The following is a 19665-nucleotide window of genomic DNA, read 5'->3' as shown; positions in this document are numbered from 1 at the left end:
GAAAGGAAAGCCAAACAATTTATGTATCATATTGCCCAGGTCAATATGGCCTACGCCCTCGCGCCGTTGGGCGATCCACGTCTGGCCGCTTTTGCCGCTCAACTAGACCAAATCTACGCGCTTGCCGAGGCCAGTCCGGGCTTTATCTGGCGCTTAAAGGCCGAGGACATTTCTTCATCTTCGCATGATCTGCCCACAGATGAGCGGCTCTTTGCAACTATATCGGTCTGGTCCTCCATCGAGGCACTCAAGGTCTTTACCTATCAGGGGGAACACGTGCAGGTGATGCGTCGCCGGCGAGAATGGTTTGTACCCTTGAAGGGGGCCTACATCGCCCTATGGTGGGTACCTGCAGGACATACACCTGACCTGGCCGAGGTAAAAGAGCGTATGGATTATCTACGCCTGCATGGTCCAACACCCTTTGCCTTCTCCTTTAGCCAAAACTTTCCAGTTCCCGCCACGGAAGGCGACAAGGCTGAAAGCGTTGGAAGGGCGAGCATCAATGAATAAACGAAAAGCTCTTATCAATGAATACAAAGAACGCAAGCGCCGCGGCTGTGTCTATCTGATTACGAATGCCACCACAGGGCAGTATATCATAGGCTATAGCGCGAATATAGAGAGCGAGCAGAACAAGTTCCAATTTGGGCAGATCACGGGCGTCGCCTTCCATCCCAAGCTGCGCCAGAACTGGGCGGAGTTACGCGCTCACGCCTTTACATTTAAGATATTGGAAGAGCTGGAACAAAAGCCCGGCCAGAGCCATGAAGCCTTTATGGACGATTTGCAAGCGCTTGAACAGCTCTATCGTGCTACCCTTGACCCTGCACAGGAATATTGACTTCACCTCGGGATAGGAAGTAGTGGCGTGCATCGCGGTCACTACCGTGATGCACGCCACTACTTCCTACCATAGGATACCCCGTCTAGGGTTACTTATCGTGTGCTGCTGTCCCATTGCTGCTGTATCTGATGATAGAAGGCAGCTGGATCAGCAGCCAGCGCGGTCTTGATCTCATGGCTTGGCTTGTCGGCAAGGACTTCCTCACGGTCAGCGAGAATGCCCTCAATAGTCGCCTGAGCGATGTCTTGAGGTCGAGACTTGGGGCCTGGGAAGGAGGAGGCCATCTCGGTATCGATAAAGCCAGCGTGGATACCAGTGACCAGCGTTCCCTGCGCTCGCAACTCGATACGGATGCTATTAGTGATAGACCAGGCAGCCGCCTTGGATGCGCTGTAGGAGCCAAGAACGGGATTCGAGAACCAGCTCACAACGGAAAGCATATTGACGAGAGCTCCTCCTCCATTCTGTTTAAGGATTGGGGCGAACGCCCGACTTATGGCCAACGTTCCCAGATAGTTCGTCTCTATCTCCTGGCGCGCTTCATCTATCGACGTAGGCGCAGCATGAGAGTTTACATACGCAGCACCAGCATTGTTGATCAGGATGTTGACATCCTGGTAGGCTTGCGCGGCTTCCTGGATATCCTCCTTGCTGGTAACGTCGAGCTTGATTGGCTGGATACGGGGATCATCTGCCTCTATGAGCTTCCTGGCGCCAACGTACACTTTGCTTGCTCCCGCGTCGAGTAAGGCCTGGACAAAGGCTTTCCCCAACCCTCGATTACCACCAGTCACCAGAGCGATTGAACCTTCGATTTGCATAGCCGTTTTCCTTTCGTAACTAATCACACTATCGATCTAACTCGCCTTTATGTTGGAATGACTATTCCAACATAAAGGTAAAAAAATTTAGTCAAAGACAGACAGCGTTGTGCGCGCGATATTCTGGAGCACCTCACGCTCAACGTTAGCGCGTGCGAGCACGCGAATGCTGATTAGAGCACCGAGCAGAAAATGGGCGAATTGATGTGGATCATATGTCCAGGCAAGTTCGCCTGCCGCCTGTGCTTTAATGAGAAGGCGGTAGAAGGCCTCTTCCATAACTTTGTAGGCGGCCTGCACACGCGTGCGTACATCGGGATCATGAGGCGCCAATTCGACACTGGAGTTGACCAGGAAGCAGCCACGATGTTTGGGATCGTTGAGCAACATATCGATATATGTTTGAAAAATGCTCGCCAGAACCTCGCGCAACGGTCCAGATTGCTGACGAAAGGCCTCTATTTGTCCCTGGTTTTGGGCGCAATAGCGATCCAGTGCGGCCAGGTATAATGAGTGTTTATCGCCAAACGTATCGTAAAGGCTTCCACGCCCGATACCCGTGTGTGCCACCAGGTCCTCGACCGATGAGCCTTCATATCCCCGCTCCCAGAACAGGTCCATTGCCTGTTGCAGTGCCTGCTCCGGTTGAAATGCTTTCTTGCCTGCCATAGTTCTGTCTCTGCTTCCTCCTTCTCCTAATGGTAAGTATAAACCATGTTGGAATGAAAAGTCAAGGATACGATGAATCTTCGCGCTTATAGCTCTCACAGGCAGGGAAAGCCGAGGCGTGGGTTGGGCGAACCCGATCCGCACCTCGGCTTTCCCTACAAGCTTTGGGGTTCCTTCCGCGTGATCGTAATGAGTTGCTGATAGAGGGCCTTATTACTGGTCAGGTCGGCCAGGGTGTATTTGTCGAGGACGCTGAGAAAGGCGGTGAGCGCCTCCTGTAAGGCGGTGCGGAGGTTGCAGACAGGCGTGATGACGCAGCAATTGTGCTCGCTATCAAAGCATTCCACCAGAAAAAAATCTTCCTCTGTCTGGCGTACCACCTCGCCGATGCAGATATCAGCAGGCTTGCGCGCCAGCCGCATGCCACCGTTACGTCCTCGGATTGTTTCAATATAGCCGAGCTTGCCCAGTTTATGCACGATCTTCATCAGGTGGTTGCTAGAGATGGCGTAGGTATCGGCGATGTCCTGAATGCTTGCTAGCTGGGTATCAGGGTAGGCCGCCAGGTAGAGCAAGACACGGAGAGCGTAATCAGTGTGATAGGTCAGGCGCATGCAGCATCTCCTTCCACCCAGATAAGGACCATCATGGGGTAATTGTCAGTGTATTATACTCTTCGTCACCTTTTATTACTATCCTTTGACTATCCTTGCCAATTGCCGATATAAAGATGTATATTACATATATCTTTAAGTAAGCAAGCAAAGGAAGTATGCAACCTATGACGCAAACTGCCACCTTGAGTGGGAATGATATCGCTATCGCTAAATCGCTGGTTCCGGCTCTGAAAGAGCATGGCAAGGAAATTACCACGATCTTTTATGCCACCCTGTTTCGAGATTATCCTGAGCTACTAAATATATTCAATCATAATAATCAGCGTGCAGGGCTGCAACAGGAGGCGCTCGCGACAGCGGTCTATGAGGCTGTTGCCAACCTGGATCATCTGGAAAATATCTTGCCGGTCGTGAAGCACATTGCGCATAAACACTGTAGCCTGGGCGTGCAGCCAGAACACTATCCCATTGTTGGCGAGTACCTGACTATGGCGGTGCAGCAGGTGTTAGGTGAGCAGGCCACACCCGAGATTCTCTCGATCTGGAAGCGGGCCTATAACGTCATTGCCGATGCCTTCATCCAGCTTGAGCAGGAGATCTATCGCCAGGGAGCGGAGCAGTCAGGCGGCTGGAGCGGCTTCAAGCGCTTTGTGGTCAAGCGCAAAGAGCAGGAAGGCGAGGGTCTGATCGCGCTCTATCTAGAGCCAGAGGATGGCGAGGCCTTGCCTGCCTATGAGCCTGGACAATATGTATGCGTGCGTGCACAGATAGGTAAATTCCACCACCTGCGTCAGTATAGTTTGACTGAGGCGCCCGGCAAAAAACACTTCCGCATCGGTGTCAAGTGCGAGGGACAGGAGGGAAGCCATGCGGGGAAGGTCTCCAGCTACCTGCATGAGCAGGCTTCCCAGGGCGATGTGCTTGAACTGAGCTGTCCAGGCGGCGTTTTTACGTTAGACCATACATCATCTCGACCTGTTGTCTTGCTAGGCGCGGGCATTGGCATTACGCCGCTCCTCTCTATGCTCTATACACTACGCGAGCGACAGCCTGAGCGCACAGTGGTACTTGGCTACGCGGTACGCAATGGAGAATACCACGCCTTTGCTGATGAAATCGCCCACCTGGTGCGCGACAACGAACAGGTAAGCGCAACCATCTTCTATGAACAGCCAGCCGTAGAGGATGAGCAGGCGGGGCGTTTTGATCGCGCCGGTCGTATAGACGCGGCCTGGTTGCAGGATCAGGTATCCCTGGACGCCGAGGTCTACCTCTGTGGTCCCCGTGGCTTTATGCAAGGCATCCTTACCACACTACTCAAACAGGGACTCAAGCCAGAGCAACTCCACTACGAGATCTTTGGTCCCGCCCTGGCCTTCGCCGTCTCCCAGGAGTAGTTAACGCTATACACATGTTGTTTTTTAGGTTCCTGGTTACTGTGGATACGGCTTGGCAGCCATATCCACAGTAACCAGGACAAGCGCCGCAGGCGCGAGCAGCACCCATCTCCAATGTGCGATACTAAAGCACATCAGCAATAGAAAGAGGAACACATTAGAGATGAGCACAATCACCGAGAAGACAATCCACCTGAAGGATGGCCAGGTGACGACTATTCGCTCGGCTACCCCGAGAGATGCCGCAAAGATTTTAACACTGGTTCACGCCAACCTTGAGGAGGGCGAGTTCGTGCTGAGCACTCCGGAAGATTTCCGCATGACGCAGGAGATGGAGGAGGCCTGGATTCAAAACAATCTCGATGATCCCTGCAAACTCGTCATCATCGCCGAGTACGAGGGCGAAGTACTTGGTATGCTTAACTTCGCCAATGGTGCACGCAAGCGCATCGCGCACCAGGGCGAATTCAGCATGAGCGTGGCCAAAACCGTACGCGATCAAGGGATCGGCCGCGCCCTGCTCTCGACGCTGCTCACCTGGGCCAAAGAACAGCCCACAATCGAGAAGGTCGAGTTGCAAGTCTTTGCGAATAACGCACGTGCCATTGCTCTCTACACCTCGCTTGGCTTCAAGGAAGAGGGACGCTTGAGCGGCCGCATCAAGATGGCCCCTGGTGCCTATATCGATACTATCGAAATGGGACAATGGGTAAAGGAGCGATAAGGCTCCTCCTGTCAGGCACTCCAGCGCTGGCGATAATCGGCGACAAGCTAGGCCAGGGGTGTGGCGGGACGCTTCAGGAGTTCTTCCAATATGTTGATTGCCAAGTAAGTATTTCGACAAACATCTGTATGCAGAGTCAGTAAAAAGTGGTATGCAGGCTATTCGAATTTACACTGCCTGAGCGCAACTGGGAAATCAGCACTCCTTAGAGAGGCGATGCCGCTCCTGATGGGGCCTCTTCCATCAATATCTAGTAAATTGGTCCCCCTTTTGTCCCACAGAGTATGCAATGAAATCTAAGCCTGTTCGTTTCACTTGTTCAGGCGAAGAACTCTCTGGCGAAGCGGCGAAGAGCCTCCAGATTGGTTCCATCTAGAAAACGCAGCACCAGCTCCTGCACACCTGCTGCTTCATAGGCGGCCAGCCGTTGGCGAATCGTCTCAGGGCTGCCAATCAGAGCAGTATTGACTCTGTCCCCAAGTCTAGCTTTGCGTTCAGGGGAAAGCAAAGCTCTCGCCTGCTCATCACTGTCAGCCATGAGGCACAATGTGGTTGATGTGCGATGAATGCTCTCGTAATCACGTCCAACCGTCTCGCAATGCTCTTTGAGTACGGCAAGCTTCTGTTTCATAGTGGCAGGGTCATCGCCCACATTACAGGCATCACCATATTGTGCCACCAGTTTGAGCGTGACTTTCTCGCCGCTACCACCAATCAGCAGGGGAATATGCGGCTTTTGCACACCTTTGGGCTGATTGATAGCTCCACGTACCTGGTAGTATTTCCCTTCAAAAGCGGCTTCCTCCTGAGCCCACATAGCTCGAATAACCTGTACTGCCTCTCGCAAGTGCCGCAGGCGCTCAGGGGCCTCGGGATAGTCATATCCATAAGCGCGATACTCATGCTCAAACCAGCCTGCCCCGATACCAAAGTTGAGCCGCCCATGCGAGAGCACATCAACGGTACTGGCCATTTTCGCGAGCAATGCAGGGTTACGATAGCCATTGCAGGTGACCAACTGGCCTATGCGTATACGCGTCGTGTCGCGGGCAAGGGCTGCGGTGGTAGTCCAGCATTCAAACGTGAACTCTTGTGATGGCCGTGGGATGGTATGAAAGTGATCAACAAGCCAGGCGGAAGCGAAGCCAACCTCCTCAGCTGTTTGAGCAACACACGTCGTTGTTTCGTAGGCTTCTATAGGGTCCTTGATCCCTGCCAGATCCATGTTCCAACCCTGAGGAACAAGCAAACCAAATTGCAGTGCCATGCGGTGTCCGTTCCTTCCTTTGTATGTAGAGAGTTCCCCTGCGTTATAGTATCAGGGAAGGGGACAAAAATACAGAGTAATGTTAAGGCAGCACAGCTATGCTGCCTTAACATTTGAAGAAAAAGTGGCGATGTACTTTTCTAGCGTTGCATCAGAAGTTTAACGCAATCAATATCCGTTCTTGAGGGCAAATCCTAAGCGGTTATGATCTCCACGACGCTGGGCAATGAGGGCACGATCCTCATCATCCAGGTGAAAATAGCGGGCAAGTTGTTCGGGGGATGGTTCCCCAACTTTACTCAAGCAATGTATCTTCAGGAAGTGGTGGGGGACGCAGAGGAACAATAGTAGACTGGATAATGGTCGTCGTTGTTGAGCCATAGAAAAGGAAACTATCGAGAAGACGATCAAGCTGATCAATAGCAGGTATGTGAACTTTGAGAATGAAGCAATCCTCACCGGTGACGCGGTGACACTCAACGACTTCAGGAGTCTGTTGCGCCAGTTCCGCGATCTTGGGAAGTTGCCCAGCATTCGGACGGATACGAACATACGCAGCAATTGGAAGCCCAAGTGCCGCAGGATTCAGTTCCAAGCGATAGCCTTGAATTACTCCCGTTTCTTCCAACCGGCGGACTCGCTCGGTGACGGCAGGAGAAGACATACCGACTCGGCGACCGAGTTCGGACATAGTCAACCGAGGATCGAGCTGGAGTTCTTCCAACACACGGAGATTGACCGCGTCAATCTCCTCACGGAACCCAATGTAAGTAAAAGGGCGTTTTTTCTTTAAATCTTCAGTCATATGTTCCGTATCTCCTCAAATATGCCATGTGTTTTTGCTTCTTTCCATTGTACCATTACGAGAAACAACAATGAGAGGAAACACCATGATTTCTACGAAAAAAATAGGGATGATGGAAAAAGTTCCACCACATGTTTTCTTTCTGGTAAGTGCCCTCTTCCACTACCTGGGACCTGCCTTTGCAGTCCTACTTTTTGCTCATGTTTCTGTCCTTGGAGTCGCATGGCTTCGTATTGCGAGTGCCGCCATTGTTTTTGCTGCATGGCGTCGCCCATGGCGTCTGTTTATGAGCACATCATGGGCAACACGACGTATTTTGATTGCGTTGGGAGTTGTGCTCGGTCTGATGAATGCATGCTTCTATATAGCGATTGCCCGTATTCCATTGAGCACAGTTGGAGCCATCGAGTTTCTTGGTCCCATTACCCTGGCTGCACTAGACGCACGAACTCCACGTAACATCAGTGCATTGCTTTTAGCCGCTACAGGAGGATGGCTTTTGACCGATGCACGCTTCAGCGGTTCCCCTTTAGGATTCGTCTTCGCCTTTGCCAATTGTCTCCTTTTCATTCTTTACATCGTGCTCGGACACCGCATCGCCGAAGATGGCGGTGCTGCTGGAATTGATCGACTGGGAGCAGCAATGCTCATTGCACTCCTGGCTGTCAGTCCACTTGGACTCATGGATGCCTTGCCAGTGTTTCCACAGCCACTGCTCCTTCTTGCCGGTATTGGCGTAGGTGTTTGTTCTTCGGTCATCCCCTACGTCTGCGATCAGTTGGCAATGGCTCGATTACCAAGAGCGACCTATGCCCTCTTGCTCTCCCTACTCCCAGCCTCTGCCACCATTATTGGTGTTGTTATCCTGCATCAACTTCCAAAGCTAATAGAGATTGTGGGAATCCTCTTCGTTGTGGTTGCCGTCATCCTCCACAAGGAAGCAGATGTACAGCCGAAAAAGCACGCGAAGAGTGTGTAAGTGTGAAATGAGGGAAGGCGTGGAGGGGTCTTAACGAGCCTCAACGGATAAACAGGATCTCAAGAACTAGAAACCAGACCCCCCTTTAAAGGTAAGCTTGCGAGCCGAGGCAGACTCCAAAGGAGAATTGGAGACCCAGTAGATACCAACTTTCCTCTTGACAATCTAATGATATTAGACTAATATATAAACGTATTAAATAAATACCTACGTACGAAAGATAGAGAGAGTGTGATATCCATGGCACCGAGAGCGGGTCTAGAGTATGACGCGATTGTGAAGGCCGCGGCAGAGCTGGCAGATGAGCATGGACTACACATGGTGACAATGGCGATGCTGGCCGCACACCTGGGTGTGCGCACACCAACGCTCTATCACTATTTCTCTGGCCTCGCAGGCTTGCAGCGGGCCCTGGCACTGTTGGGTTTACAAGAAATGACGGAGCAACTGGGGCAGGCGGTAATGGGGAAGGCGGGGGATGATGCAGTGGTCGCGCTCGCACACACCCTGCGTGACTTTGGCAGGACGCGTCCTGGCCTCTATGAAGCGACCACTCGTGCCCCAGAATCAGGCGATGCCGAGTGGCAGGAAGCAGGTCGCAAGGTAGTAGAGATCGCCTTGCGAGCGCTGGGAGCCTATATGCTGAGCCAGGAGGACGCTCTGCACGCGGTCCGTATGGTGCGCAGCCTCGTCCATGGTTGCGTTACTTTGGAGACCGCAGGAGGCTTTGGTCTCCCTCTGGATGTAAACGAAACCTTTAAACGTTTGCTTGATCTATTTTTACACGATCTGCATACACGTCAGGGCAGTGGAAAATAAAGCTTGTAAACCAGGCGAAAGAATGTGAAAGGACTCATCTACATGTTAGTACTTATAAAGAATATCAATCTTGGGCTTGCATTTTTCTTAGAACTCGCTCTTCTGGCTTCATTTGGCTATTGGGGTTTCACGACAAACTGGGGAATGATCGCCAGGTTTGGACTTGGGTTGGGTATCCCTGTGCTTGTCGCCATCATCTGGGGCTGTTTTGAGGCCCCAAGGGCAAACTGGCCGCTGCCCGAACCCTGGCACCTGCTGCTCAAACTGGCCCTCTTCGGCCTGGGAGTTGCCGCGCTCTTCGTCGCCGGGCGCCGTGAACTCAGCATTACCTTCGCCGTAATCTTTATCATCAATACTATTCTGGCCTATGTCTGGGCGCAGTAATGAAGAAAGGGAGGCACTCATGGAAGAGACGCTAAATGTAAAAACGCAAGAAAATGGTCGGCAGGGAAAAACGAGAGCCAACTCTCTGGATCTCTTGAGCCCGCGGGTGCTCCTGCATCTTGAGGGCGCGATCGTGCTGCTGGCTTCGCTTGTGTTCTACACGCTCCATGGAGGCAATTGGTGGCTGTTTGGCTTGCTGCTGCTCACTCCTGATCTCTCGGCCCTGGGCTACCTGGCGGGGAACAGGCTGGGCGCGCGCTGCTATAACCTTGTGCATACCTATCTGTTACCGGGAATGCTGGCCGCATATGGCCTGCTCGGTGGCAAAGAACTTGCCTTTCTGCTGGCGCTGATCTGGTTCGCCCATATCGGCCTGGACCGCGCCCTCGGCTTTGGCCTCAAGTACATGACTGAATTTAAAGATACGCACCTCGCCCATGTATAGCTATGAAGGGAGAAAGAGCATGAGTGATACGAGTGAGATCTGGACCGGGGAGGCCGCGCTCTATGACCAGGTGCGCCCCAGCCCGCCACCAGTGCTGGTTGATATCCTTACACAGTTAATCAACACTCCTCAGCCTGCCCTGGTGGTAGACCTGGGTAGCGGCACCGGCCTCTCGACTATGATGTGGGGTGAGCTCGCACAGCGTGTGATTGGCATTGAACCCAACGCCGATATGCGGAACCAGGCCATACACAATGCCGCGAAACATCCTCATGTTAAGCACATTGCGTTCCAGGAGGGAGTCTCTCAGCAAACTGGCCTACCCGACGGCAGCGTCGACATCGTGACCTGCTCTCAATCTTTTCACTGGATGGAGCCAACCTCGACCCTGGCGGAGGTTGCGCGTATCCTGCGCCCCGGTGGCCTCTTCGCCGCCTATGATTACTCCTGGCCGCCCGCGCTTGGCTGGGAAGTTGAGCAGACGTATCAAGAGGTCGATGCGCGCTTCGATGCCCTCTTGTGTGAGCGCGAACTGGAGCAGAATCTCCAGCGCTGGCCCAAGGAGAAGCATCTGGAGCGCATGCGCGAGAGCGGCCGCTTCCGCTTCACACGCGAGCTCCTGCTTCATCACATCGAGTATGGCAATGCCGAGCGCTTTATGGGCATGATCATGACCAATAGGTACAGCCATGAGTTCAAGTTGAATACAATCACTGAAGAGGAGATCGGCCTGACGCGACTCAGGGAGGCCGCGCAACGCTATATCGGTTCCGAGACCCTTCCCTGGTACTTCAGCTACAAAGTCAGACTCGGGATTAAATAGAAGCTCTATTTCTTGCCACGCGTGCGCATTTGCGCAGGAGGCGGAGGTGATGCTCAGTTTTTCTTATGGACAGGGGAACCGAGGATTCCCTGTAAGATGTTGGCTCTCACGATAGATAGTTGGAGTGACGCCCACCAGATCGTGAAACTGCCGTGAGAAATAGTAGACATCGCTGTAGCCCAATTGCTGAGCAATGCGCTTCATAGGCAGATTTGTCTCTATCAGCAGTGTTTTGGCCCTGGCAACTCGGCATTGGAGGACATACGCATGAATCGCGGTACCAGTTGCCTGGCGGAACCGACGACGGAGGCTGCTCACGCTCATATTATAGCTTTGTGCCAAGTGTTCATAGTCAGGTGCAAAGTCTGGGTCTCCATGCGTGAAGAGATCGAGGATTTCCTGTATCCAGGGAGGTTGTACCATGCATTGCGCGCGCTCCTCCGCTAGGTCAATCAGTAATCCCTCTAGTAAATGGATGGCTCGACGTATGCCCCAGTGGTCGGTACGTTTGATCTCAGCCAGCAATCGATCAAAGATAGCACGATAATCTTTGCCTGACTCAGCTGGTTGTGGACTGGTGGGAAAGAGTCCTTCGGTCATCCACTGCTGCACCAGGGGACCACGAAAGGCGATGTGGCGGTGTTCCCAGCTGGCATAGTTTGGGGCACGGTGAAAGCGGATGTACGGCCCCGGATAGGCGGGCCAGAACCAGGCCCCTTCTATGCTATAGTGTTGATCATCGTAGAACAGTTCTACTCCGCCCGTCGCCATAAATTGGATTGTGTAGTAGCCATCCAGGTGTTTAGCCACTTTGTGCGTGGCTTGTAATACCATACTGCCCGTCAGTATTTGTAATTCCGCATCCTTCATGATGATCAGATCCTACAAAACTTTGCCACAAACTCCATTTAATCTCCTCTTCTCCTCTAGTATACTCAAAAAAGATCGATGATTTGAATGTCTGGAGGAGAGAAAACATCATGTCAACCATGTTATCTCACGAACAATGGCAGCGCTATGAGCGTGATGGTTATCTATTTTTGGGGCAGGTGCTGAGCGATGACGAGTTAGAGACCTTACAGCGACGTATTGACGACATTATGTTGGGAAAAGCCGATATTGATTATGCGCATTTAATGATGCAGCTAGATAGCCCCGATGGGCAGTACAAAAATGCAGGCGTACAGTCAAAGGGCTTTAAGGGCGCGACGCTGGCCTATCGTAAGATTCAGGACCTGGAGCATGACCCCCTCTTTATGGAGTACATGCAGCGTCCGCTGTTTCGGGAGATTTGCCAGAGGGTGTATGGGGATCAGGTCCCGGTGTCAGCCTTTCGAGCCATGTTTATGAATAAGCCTGCCCACCAGGGAACGCTCTTGCCCTGGCACCAGGATCGCTGGTCCTACCTGGATCGAGACCCTATGATCACTATTTGGACGGCGCTTGATCCTGCCACTATCGCCAATGGCTGTGTTGAGATCATTCCCGGCAGCCACACCTGGGGCCTGCTCAACCCAGAGAATACCTCGGGCCATCTTACTGAGGAGCAGGCCGAGGAGGCAACCGTTTCCGGCAAGGGAATCTATCTCGAGCTGAAAGCAGGTGAAGCAGTCCTGCTACATAACTGGCTGCTGCATCGCTCGGATACCAACGCGACCGATATCGCGCGCCGTGCATTTAGCGTCTGCTATATGGACGCGCGTACCCAGGCCAGCACTGGTGAACGCTATACATTGATTTTTGAAGGCAAGAAGGACCTGCAAGGGGCATAGTAAGCTGCTATACATGAGTCCCCCCAAATTCGGCTCATCAGCACTTTTGAAACGTCGTGCGCTGCTGGCGCAGCGCACCACTCCGCATGAAAATTACTAACGAGCTTTCTTGCGGAGTTTCAGAATATACTGCTACGAAACCCCGCTACATTTCATAATAGAGCCGTTGAAAGGCAGAAGAGCGCGTGGAAACAGGAACCTCTCCCTCTAGCTAAGCGACAGCACGAACCAGATTGATAGCGGCAGCAATACCAACATGCTGCAAATGAGTTTTGCTGAGGCCAATGTAGCGAGAACGACGCAGGTCGAAAGCACGAACGCCCTGTGAAATGGTGTGTTCAAATCCTTCTTGGAGCGTATACTCTTGGGCAAATGCTGCGGTCTGTTGACGACTGCGCGCAGTCTGCAACGCCTCATGTTGCTCTTGGGGGCGTACAGTAAGTGTCCGCCGTGGGTATGGCTTCTCAGAATGAATACATTGCTGACGGCTGGGGCAAATCCTGCAATCCTTGATCGAAAATTTGATTTTGATGACCTGCTTCCCACGATTACAAGCGCCCGCGCCTGGTTGAGCTCTTGCACGAGGCTCGCGCTGAGCGTGACGAAGCCAAACGGCAACTCCGAACGGAGAGGGTTGAGGTTGAGCAGCGGGCGCAGGCAGAACGAGCCGAACTCGAACAGCGCTATCACAAATTGCTGCAAGAGCATATGCACTGCGGCGTCACGATTGCAAAGCTCGAAGCGCAAGTCGCTGAATATCTGGCGTTTATGGAGCGCTTCCAATCTGCGTTGCAACGAGAAGAGCACGGCTAAAAATATCTCGACAATCCGCGATGTGGCTCTGGTGCTTCCGTCAAACACAAAGGAGCACTGCTCCAGCCAAACCCACAAGATCGTGTGCGTTGAAGCAGTGCGTCCTTCTCACATGCGTCACATCTCGCTGCCGAAAGTCATCATTCGGGAAGTGTGAAGATGGTTGGATAGCGCTCGTAGAATTCGGATTTCAGGATACCGTAGAGATGCAAATCCTGACGCTTGCCATTCTGCAGCGTATGCTGGCGCAAGATCCCCTCTTTATGAAAACCGGCACGTTCCATCAGGCGCTGTGAGCGGGTATTAAAGCCGTAGACTTCGGAGTAGACTCGCTCAAGTCCCTGAACCGTAAAGGCATAGTCGAGCAGAAGACGCAAGGCGGTACTTCCGATGCCGCGGCCCCAGAGTTCTTTCGGGCCGATGATGATACTGATGGCTGCGCGTTTCTCGTAATGATCGATCTCAGCCAATTGGAGAACACCAACGAACTGACTTTCGTAGTCAATGGCGAAGTACTTCATCTCTCCTTTGGGCTCGTTGATGCGCTGCTCGAACTTCTGCTTGAAGGCTGTGTGGGCGAGCAGGGGTATCCAACCAGCCAGCATAGCGAGTTCCATGTTGTATTCCCATGTATACCAGGTATCAAGATCGGTCGTTTCAAGAGGGCGAAGCGTGACGCTATTGAGTGTAAACATCTGTATTCTCCTTCCAATATTGAGAGAAATGAGAGGGAAAACGAGAATGGTACAGTAGTGCACGGTTGTGATATCGGGCACGGAGGCATTCCACTTGGGGAAGGAGACACGGTGCAGAGACACACAGGCCGTGGGTGATCCCATTCATCGTCACCCCCGGCCAAACAATACAAGCAAATGATGCTAGTGATGCAAAGCTGCCCTAAAAAAGGGCACAGTTCGACCTTGGGCGACGGGCAACGCTCCAGGCCCAAATTTTCCTAATCGATGACCACACTAGAGTATGCGGTGTAGTCGGTTAGTACACTTGATCGTACGCATGATGTTCTTGTCTCCAGAGAAAAGGCACACCTGTTGTGCCTCTGAAAGGGGCGTGCTTATCTTACGCCAAAAAGAGAAACCCGTCAATTATGAATGATGTGACGCGGAGCGGTCTCGGTATCATTGACCAATGTACTTTGTTGATTGATGAATGTTTAAAACAGACACGTCACAAGTTTCTATTCTGCTCACACAAGGAAAACGGATCGCAACTAAAAGAAATGGCTCGAATATGGATCGAAAATCACGTGTGTTACCCGTTCGCATGTTAGGAGAGGAATTTTCATGATGACGCATCCATTTTTCAGAAAGGAATTTTTGTCGAAACCGTTTCGCAAACGCGGTTTCAAGCGATGCTCCGTTATTCCTGGCACAAACGAGCGCCTCACCCAACTGCACGTTTTCTGGAGAGCTGGTTCCCATCGATCTCAAACGATTTACCGACAGTGGCATCAGCCTGGTGGAATGTCCTGGCTGTGGAAGAATGCGTTCGCTCTCCCCAAGCAAGGGCGTCCTCCGGTTCAAACCGCACACCCGACGCAAGCAGCAGACTCCTCTGACAGAGAAACGTTGGTCGGCCACAGGAAAAACAGACTGGGATGTTGTCGGCGGGTAAGAAAGCATCTCAAATCACGAGGTGTGTAGTAATTGACCTGAAATCTCGACGGTTGTTGCCCCGAATCCTGCACTGTGGGACACGCGTTTTTTGGGAAAGCCGTTTCACACCTTGCATACTGGAATAGAATGTAGGAAAGAAAAGCACCTGGCAAGTTGGAATGATGCCGAACTGCAAAGCGCGAGGAGGGGAAGGAGGGTGATATGTCGTCTGTCTCACGTCCGAGAGAGCAAGGAACGGCATGGTTTCCGAAGCTCAAAAATGAGCCCGTTCTTTTCCACTTTTATTGTATCACCTCCTGTCTACTCGCACACTGCCTTTTTGGACGATTTTTTTTTTGCGTTCCTTCCTCTATACTCAGGCGGAAGCGACGCCACCTCTGGCACACTCGCAGTGAAAGCTCTCCTTTGAGCAAAGATACCTCTTGTGTGTGTGCTGAAATCAGCACCTGCTTCATCAGGCGTGTGCCAGACCCTCGCCGTGTGCGAAAGGGGGTCTTACGTGCCGTCACCGCTTAATGGGGCTGTACCAGGCTAGTACAATACTCCGGTCAATCGTTTTAGCCCGAAGGATGTCATCAACATTCTCAAAGAAGGAATTGCCAAAGGAGGTAAAAATATGAGTTCATATGTGCTTGGTTTTCAGGACATTGACAAAACAAAACTCATGGTTGTTGGAGGGAAAGGCGCGAACCTGGGGGAACTCTCCAAGATTGAAGGAATACACGTACCAGATGGCTTTTGTATTTCTACTGAAGCCTTTAAAAGAATCATTGGGGAAACATCGTCGATTAACGAATTACTTGATCAGTTATCGCTTCTAAAGGTGGAAGACCGGGATAAAATCGGTGAACTTAGCGGTGAGATTCGCAGGATCATCGAAGGGATAGCCATCCCTCAAGATATTCATGAAGAGATCGCCCGCCTCCTCTCCAGGCTTGATGAAAAAAATGCCTATGCAGTACGATCCAGCGCAACTGCAGAGGATTTACCGAGGGCTTCCTTTGCAGGCCAACAGGATACGTATTTGAACATTATCGGAAAGGAAGCAATCCTCAAGCATATCAGCAAGTGCTGGGCATCGCTATTTACCGAGAGGGCAGTAATTTACCGCCTTCAAAACGGCTTCGACCACCGTAAAGTCCACCTGTCTGTGGTTGTTCAGAAGATGGTCTTCCCGCAGGCGGCAGGAATTTTGTTTACTGCCGATCCCGTCACTTCTAATAGGAAAGTGTTATCCATTGATGCCAGCTTCGGACTTGGTGAGGCCATGGTCTCCGGCCTGGTGAATGCTGATAGCTATAAAGTGCGTAACGGCAAGGTTATCAATAAGAAGATATCCACCAAGAAGCTAGCTATTTATGCCTTAAAAGATGGTGGTACGAAAGAACAGGAGATTGAGCCTGAGAGGCAGAATAGGCAAGCGCTGACGGATGAGCAGATTTTGCAGCTTGAGCGCTTAGGTAGAAAGATCGAAGAACATTTCGGTTGCCCCCAGGACATCGAATGGTGTTTGGTTGATGATACATTTTACATTGTCCAGAGTCGGCCGATCACTACTTTGTTCCCCATCCCTGAAGCAAATGATCAGGAAAATCACGTGTATGTATCCGTTGGTCACGGACAAATGATGACCGACCCCATGAAACCATTGGGATTGTCTTTTTTCCTGTTAACAGCCGCTAGACCCATGTTTAAAGCTGGTGGAAGGTTGTTTGTTGACGTTACACCTCTGCTGGCTTCACCGGCTAGCAGAGAAAGTATATTAGATGTCATGGGAAAAGGTGATCCGCTCATAAAAGATGCATTGATGACCATCATAGAACGGGGGGATTTTATACAGTCGTTACCAGATGATAAGCAAGAAAAGACTCCCGGTAAAAGCAATCAAGGTCTGGCGCTTGCGGATTATAAAACACTAAACGAATACGATCCGGCAATCGTTTCTGATTTGATCAAGCGTAGTGAAACATCGATAGAAGAGCTAAAACAAAACATCCAAATGAAATCAGGATCGGATCTGATTGATTTTATCCTGGAAGATATCCAGCAATTAAAGAAGAGTTTATCTGGCCCGCAAGGTTTTGGTGTGATTATGACTGCTATGAATGCTTCATCATGGATCAATGAAAAAATGAAGGAGTGGTTAGGTGAAAAAAACGTAGCAGATACGCTTTCTCAATCTGTACCAAACAACATCACTTCGGAAATGGGCCTGGCGCTATTGGATGTGGCAGATGTAATTCGTCCTTATCCAGAAGTAATTGAGTATTTACAACAGGTAAAAGATGATAGCTTTTTGGATGAACTGGTTAAGTTTGATGGTGGACAGAAAATCCGGGACGCTATCTCTGCTTATCTCAACGCATACGGCATGCGATGTGCCGGAGAAATCGATATTACGAAAACGCGTTGGAGCGAAAAACCAACTATTCTTGTCCCCATGATTCTCAGTAACATCAAAAACTTTGAACCAGGTGAAAGCAAGCGGAGATTTGAGCAAGGGCAACAGGAAGCATTGAAAAAAGAACAAGAGTTATTAGATCGATTGAAGCAATTACCGGATGGTGAAGAAAAAGTCCGGGAAACAAAACGAATGATCAGCCTCATCCGAAATTTCATCGGATATCGGGAATATCCAAAATACGGCATGGTCAATCGCTACTTCGTGTATAAGCAGGCTTTACTGAAAGAGGCCGAACAACTCGTACAGGCCAATGTTCTTCATGAAAAAGAAGATATCTACTATCTCACTTTTGAAGAACTTCGCGAAGTTATGCGCACAAAGAAACTGGATAACCAGATCATCAGCAAACGAAAAGACGAGGACAAATACTATGAAAAACTCACTCCCCCACGTGTTATCACGTCGGATGGTGAAATCATTGCCGGTGAGTACAAACGGGAAAATCTCCCGGCCCAGGCTCTTGCAGGTCTGGCTGTTTCTTCCGGCGTTATAGAGGGACGAGCACGTGTCATCTTAAACATGGAAGATGCTGCTATAGAAGATGGAGATATATTAGTCACCTCCTTTACTGACCCGAGCTGGACACCATTGTTTGTATCCATAAAAGGCCTAGTCACCGAAGTTGGTGGACTGATGACCCATGGAGCAGTTATCGCACGTGAATATGGCTTACCAGCAGTTATCGGAGTGGAAAGTGCTACCAAACTGATAAAAGATGGGGAACGAATTCGCGTGAATGGAACAGAAGGCTATGTAGAAATCTTATAATGGGGAAGATGTTGTTTTCCCGCCTTTGGAGCTAAATAAAAGATGAAAGCTAGGAAGGCGGCCCAATCAGGGTCGCTTTCTCAGACGGAAAAAGGAATTATATGAGTCAATTTCATCATGTTCAATAGCTAAAGATGAGTCCTCCAGAATTTCGCAGAACACTTTTTGGAAAATTCAAGCAGCAATATGTTGAGATTTGTTCAATCGGTACATGACACGGCTGCTTCCAACCAACCTATATTGTTCACATAAACTGGACAATATTTTACTGTTACTTTGCCCCTGGTGTCACGGGTACCCATTCACGCAGTTTGGCTCGTCCTTCTACCATTACCTGACGCTCTCGTAACTCGATCAGCAAGGCTTCGTCGGGATGAATGCTGATGCTGCGCCCTTTGGCGCTCGTGGTGCATTGTGTTTTGAGGGGGCACTGGGCACAGGTGTCTTTGGGAAAGTGCACAACGCCACCAGGCACAAAGGGCACTTCTTGGTGAGCAGGACAGCGAATCACCTGTCGTTCCCAATTCAGGGAAAACGCTTGCTTGGAAAAGCGTTTTCCTGCGCGAACAGGCCAGGCTTTGCAATAAATTTCCAGTTCCTCACTCCGCTCGCGCACCAGATGGCTACTCAAATAGGCGCGATCGATATGTAGTTCCTTCAACACCATCTGTTGCTGCTCCAGATCCGCACTGATGGCTTCGGTCACGCTCGCGTCTGGGACATTGGCAGGCGTGATGCCTACTGCACGGATGAGATCCATATCTAAATCGTGGAGCACATGGCGCTTGTATCCATCAGCACGGACACTGCGGCTCTTGCGGCCGTGCCGCATCTCGGCGTCCTCCACGCTGATCCGCCGCTCTTTGGCAACCCCTTTGATGAGGTGAGCTTTGCTGCCCTCGTTCACCTCCACATCTTGTGTCTTGATCTGCTGGGCAACCTTGAGAGAGTGTGTTGCCAGGTTTTTCTCCTCCTGTGGCAGTGTTTGCGCCCAGGTTTCTACCACTTGTAGCACTTGCAACACAAGGTCCAGAGCCTCTTCGCGTTCTCTCTGCTGGTCCCAATCTCGGTCAAGGGCTGCCTTAAACAGTTCATGACGATGGTGACGTAAAAACACAAACAGTTTGGCTTTGCGAATCTTAGTAACAATATGTTCTTCTTGTTGCGTGAGCGTCACAGGTGGCTTCCACATAGCTGGTTGCATCCATTTCCTCCAGATCCGTTCTCTTGTCCCAACCATCTTGCGCGTGGGATGGTTGCGTCGGTGAAAGCGTGTGTATCCTATTTGACGTTTACCCCAACCGTATGGTACTGTATTTCCATGAACACTGTCTACTTGAGGGGGGAGATGCCTCCCCCTGGATGGATGATCCATCGGAACTGTAACCGCAAAACAAGCACCTCTGCCGCATAAGTCCCAGCACAAGATTGGCTTATGCGGCAGAAAAGGGTGCCATGCTTCCTCATGACCTCAGTTGAGATCTCAACTGGGTATGGTTTGTTGGGCACGCTTTTCTTCCTCTCGTTTCTTTCTCTCCTTGTCGCTGGGTGGCATACCATCTCTTTGCTCACTCACCTGGCTTGATGCAGTTTGCTTCTTCCCTACTTTTGCCGATG

21 protein-coding genes and 1 pseudogene are annotated in these 19665 nt (G+C 51.1%); 12 read left to right on the top strand and 10 right to left on the bottom strand.

Annotation, left to right across the window (positions count from 1 at the left end):
• Nucleotides 1–21: 21 nt before the first annotated feature.
• Together JMJ16_RS03480 and JMJ16_RS03475 are read left to right on the top strand one after the other, a co-directional pair.
• Entirely contained in the window at nt 22–513 is a 492-nt protein-coding gene (locus JMJ16_RS03480) for a DUF3291 domain-containing protein (RefSeq protein WP_201378429.1), read from the top strand.
• Nucleotides 506–844 carry a GIY-YIG nuclease family protein gene (locus JMJ16_RS03475; RefSeq protein ID WP_201378428.1) on the top strand — a complete coding sequence of 113 codons (339 nt, stop codon included), beginning with the start codon at nt 506–508 and terminating at the stop codon, nt 842–844. Before JMJ16_RS03480 ends, JMJ16_RS03475 begins: the two co-directional genes overlap by 8 nt.
• Nucleotides 845–939: 95 nt before the next feature.
• Here JMJ16_RS03475 and JMJ16_RS03470 read toward each other — a convergent pair whose 3' ends face one another.
• The 3 genes from JMJ16_RS03470 to JMJ16_RS03460 all read right to left on the bottom strand — a co-directional run bounded on the left by JMJ16_RS03470 (nt 940) and on the right by JMJ16_RS03460 (nt 2951).
• A complete protein-coding gene (locus tag JMJ16_RS03470; protein ID WP_201378427.1) occupies nt 940–1668 on the bottom strand; it encodes an SDR family oxidoreductase in 729 nt (242 codons plus the stop codon).
• A gap of 87 nt (nt 1669–1755) precedes the next feature.
• Complete coding sequence (locus JMJ16_RS03465) at nt 1756–2337, bottom strand: TetR/AcrR family transcriptional regulator (RefSeq protein WP_201378426.1); 582 nt, start codon at nt 2335–2337, stop codon at nt 1756–1758.
• 155 nt (nt 2338–2492) lie between these two features.
• Nucleotides 2493–2951, bottom strand: a complete 459-nt coding sequence (locus tag JMJ16_RS03460) for an Rrf2 family transcriptional regulator (protein WP_201378425.1) — start codon at nt 2949–2951, stop codon at nt 2493–2495.
• Nucleotides 2952–3118: 167 nt separating this feature from the next.
• Between JMJ16_RS03460 and hmpA the strand changes: the two genes are divergently transcribed.
• Both hmpA and JMJ16_RS03450 read left to right on the top strand, forming a co-directional pair.
• Nucleotides 3119–4351, top strand: coding sequence for an NO-inducible flavohemoprotein (gene hmpA / locus JMJ16_RS03455; protein ID WP_201378423.1), 1233 nt, complete (start codon nt 3119–3121; stop codon nt 4349–4351).
• 163 nt (nt 4352–4514) lie between these two features.
• On the top strand, nt 4515–5075 hold the full coding sequence (locus tag JMJ16_RS03450; protein ID WP_201378421.1) for a GNAT family N-acetyltransferase: 561 nt from the start codon (nt 4515–4517) through the stop codon (nt 5073–5075).
• 319 nt (nt 5076–5394) lie between these two features.
• On the opposite strand, the gene JMJ16_RS03445 is transcribed toward JMJ16_RS03450, so the two are convergent.
• The 3 genes and pseudogenes from JMJ16_RS03445 to JMJ16_RS03435 form a co-directional block, all read right to left on the bottom strand.
• Complete coding sequence (locus JMJ16_RS03445; RefSeq protein ID WP_201378420.1) at nt 5395–6342, bottom strand: LLM class F420-dependent oxidoreductase; 948 nt, start codon at nt 6340–6342, stop codon at nt 5395–5397.
• A 180-nt stretch (nt 6343–6522) separates the two neighbouring features.
• Nucleotides 6523–6660 (bottom strand): annotated as a pseudogene (locus JMJ16_RS03440) (DUF4158 domain-containing protein); the annotation flags it as partial.
• Nucleotides 6638–7147: an Lrp/AsnC family transcriptional regulator gene (locus tag JMJ16_RS03435; protein ID WP_201378418.1), complete on the bottom strand. Its 510-nt coding sequence runs from the start codon at nt 7145–7147 to the stop codon at nt 6638–6640. The gene JMJ16_RS03435 and the pseudogene JMJ16_RS03440, both read right to left, overlap by 23 nt.
• Nucleotides 7148–7232: 85 nt before the next feature.
• Here JMJ16_RS03435 and JMJ16_RS03430 point away from each other — a divergent pair, with 85 nt between their 5' ends.
• The 5 genes from JMJ16_RS03430 (at nt 7233) to JMJ16_RS03410 (ending at nt 10597) form a co-directional block, all read left to right on the top strand.
• Nucleotides 7233–8126, top strand: coding sequence for a DMT family transporter (locus tag JMJ16_RS03430; protein ID WP_201378417.1), 894 nt, complete (start codon nt 7233–7235; stop codon nt 8124–8126).
• A 240-nt stretch (nt 8127–8366) separates the two neighbouring features.
• Nucleotides 8367–8945 (top strand): TetR/AcrR family transcriptional regulator, encoded by a 579-nt coding sequence (locus JMJ16_RS03425; protein WP_201378416.1) that lies wholly within the window; start codon nt 8367–8369, stop codon nt 8943–8945.
• A gap of 42 nt (nt 8946–8987) precedes the next feature.
• The gene (locus JMJ16_RS03420; RefSeq protein ID WP_201378415.1) at nt 8988–9329 is read left to right on the top strand and encodes a YrdB family protein; all 342 of its coding nucleotides are present in this window, start codon (nt 8988–8990) and stop codon (nt 9327–9329) included.
• Between the two features lie 19 nt (nt 9330–9348).
• Nucleotides 9349–9774, top strand: a complete 426-nt coding sequence (locus tag JMJ16_RS03415; RefSeq protein ID WP_201378414.1) for a DUF4260 domain-containing protein — start codon at nt 9349–9351, stop codon at nt 9772–9774.
• Nucleotides 9775–9793: 19 nt separating this feature from the next.
• The gene (locus JMJ16_RS03410) at nt 9794–10597 is read left to right on the top strand and encodes a class I SAM-dependent methyltransferase (protein ID WP_201378412.1); all 804 of its coding nucleotides are present in this window, start codon (nt 9794–9796) and stop codon (nt 10595–10597) included.
• A 63-nt stretch (nt 10598–10660) separates the two neighbouring features.
• On the opposite strand, the gene JMJ16_RS03405 is transcribed toward JMJ16_RS03410, so the two are convergent.
• Nucleotides 10661–11467 (bottom strand): AraC family transcriptional regulator, encoded by an 807-nt coding sequence (locus JMJ16_RS03405; protein WP_201378410.1) that lies wholly within the window; start codon nt 11465–11467, stop codon nt 10661–10663.
• A 110-nt stretch (nt 11468–11577) separates the two neighbouring features.
• Here JMJ16_RS03405 and JMJ16_RS03400 point away from each other — a divergent pair, with 110 nt between their 5' ends.
• Nucleotides 11578–12369: a phytanoyl-CoA dioxygenase family protein gene (locus tag JMJ16_RS03400; RefSeq protein WP_201378408.1), complete on the top strand. Its 792-nt coding sequence runs from the start codon at nt 11578–11580 to the stop codon at nt 12367–12369.
• Nucleotides 12370–12580: 211 nt separating this feature from the next.
• On the opposite strand, the gene JMJ16_RS53625 is transcribed toward JMJ16_RS03400, so the two are convergent.
• The gene (locus JMJ16_RS53625) at nt 12581–12901 is read right to left on the bottom strand and encodes a transposase (RefSeq protein WP_255553195.1); all 321 of its coding nucleotides are present in this window, start codon (nt 12899–12901) and stop codon (nt 12581–12583) included.
• Between the two features lie 44 nt (nt 12902–12945).
• Here JMJ16_RS53625 and JMJ16_RS03390 point away from each other — a divergent pair, with 44 nt between their 5' ends.
• Nucleotides 12946–13182, top strand: a complete 237-nt coding sequence (locus JMJ16_RS03390) for a hypothetical protein (RefSeq protein ID WP_201378407.1) — start codon at nt 12946–12948, stop codon at nt 13180–13182.
• 140 nt (nt 13183–13322) lie between these two features.
• Here the strand turns inward: JMJ16_RS03390 and JMJ16_RS03385 are convergent, their stop codons facing one another.
• Nucleotides 13323–13877 (bottom strand): GNAT family N-acetyltransferase, encoded by a 555-nt coding sequence (locus tag JMJ16_RS03385; RefSeq protein WP_201378406.1) that lies wholly within the window; start codon nt 13875–13877, stop codon nt 13323–13325.
• Nucleotides 13878–15432: 1555 nt separating this feature from the next.
• On the opposite strand from JMJ16_RS03385, the gene ppsA reads away from it, so the two are divergent.
• Nucleotides 15433–18048, top strand: a complete 2616-nt coding sequence (ppsA, locus tag JMJ16_RS03380) for a phosphoenolpyruvate synthase (protein WP_201378405.1) — start codon at nt 15433–15435, stop codon at nt 18046–18048.
• Between the two features lie 271 nt (nt 18049–18319).
• On the opposite strand, the gene JMJ16_RS03375 is transcribed toward ppsA, so the two are convergent.
• Nucleotides 18320–19252: a transposase gene (locus JMJ16_RS03375; RefSeq protein WP_201378404.1), complete on the bottom strand. Its 933-nt coding sequence runs from the start codon at nt 19250–19252 to the stop codon at nt 18320–18322.
• Nucleotides 19253–19665: the final 413 nt, after the last annotated feature.

The sequence above is a fragment of the Ktedonobacter sp. SOSP1-52 genome, from assembly GCF_016587395.1.
The sequence above is the reverse complement of the archived record's forward strand: the minus strand, read 5'-3'. Positions and strand labels throughout refer to the sequence as shown.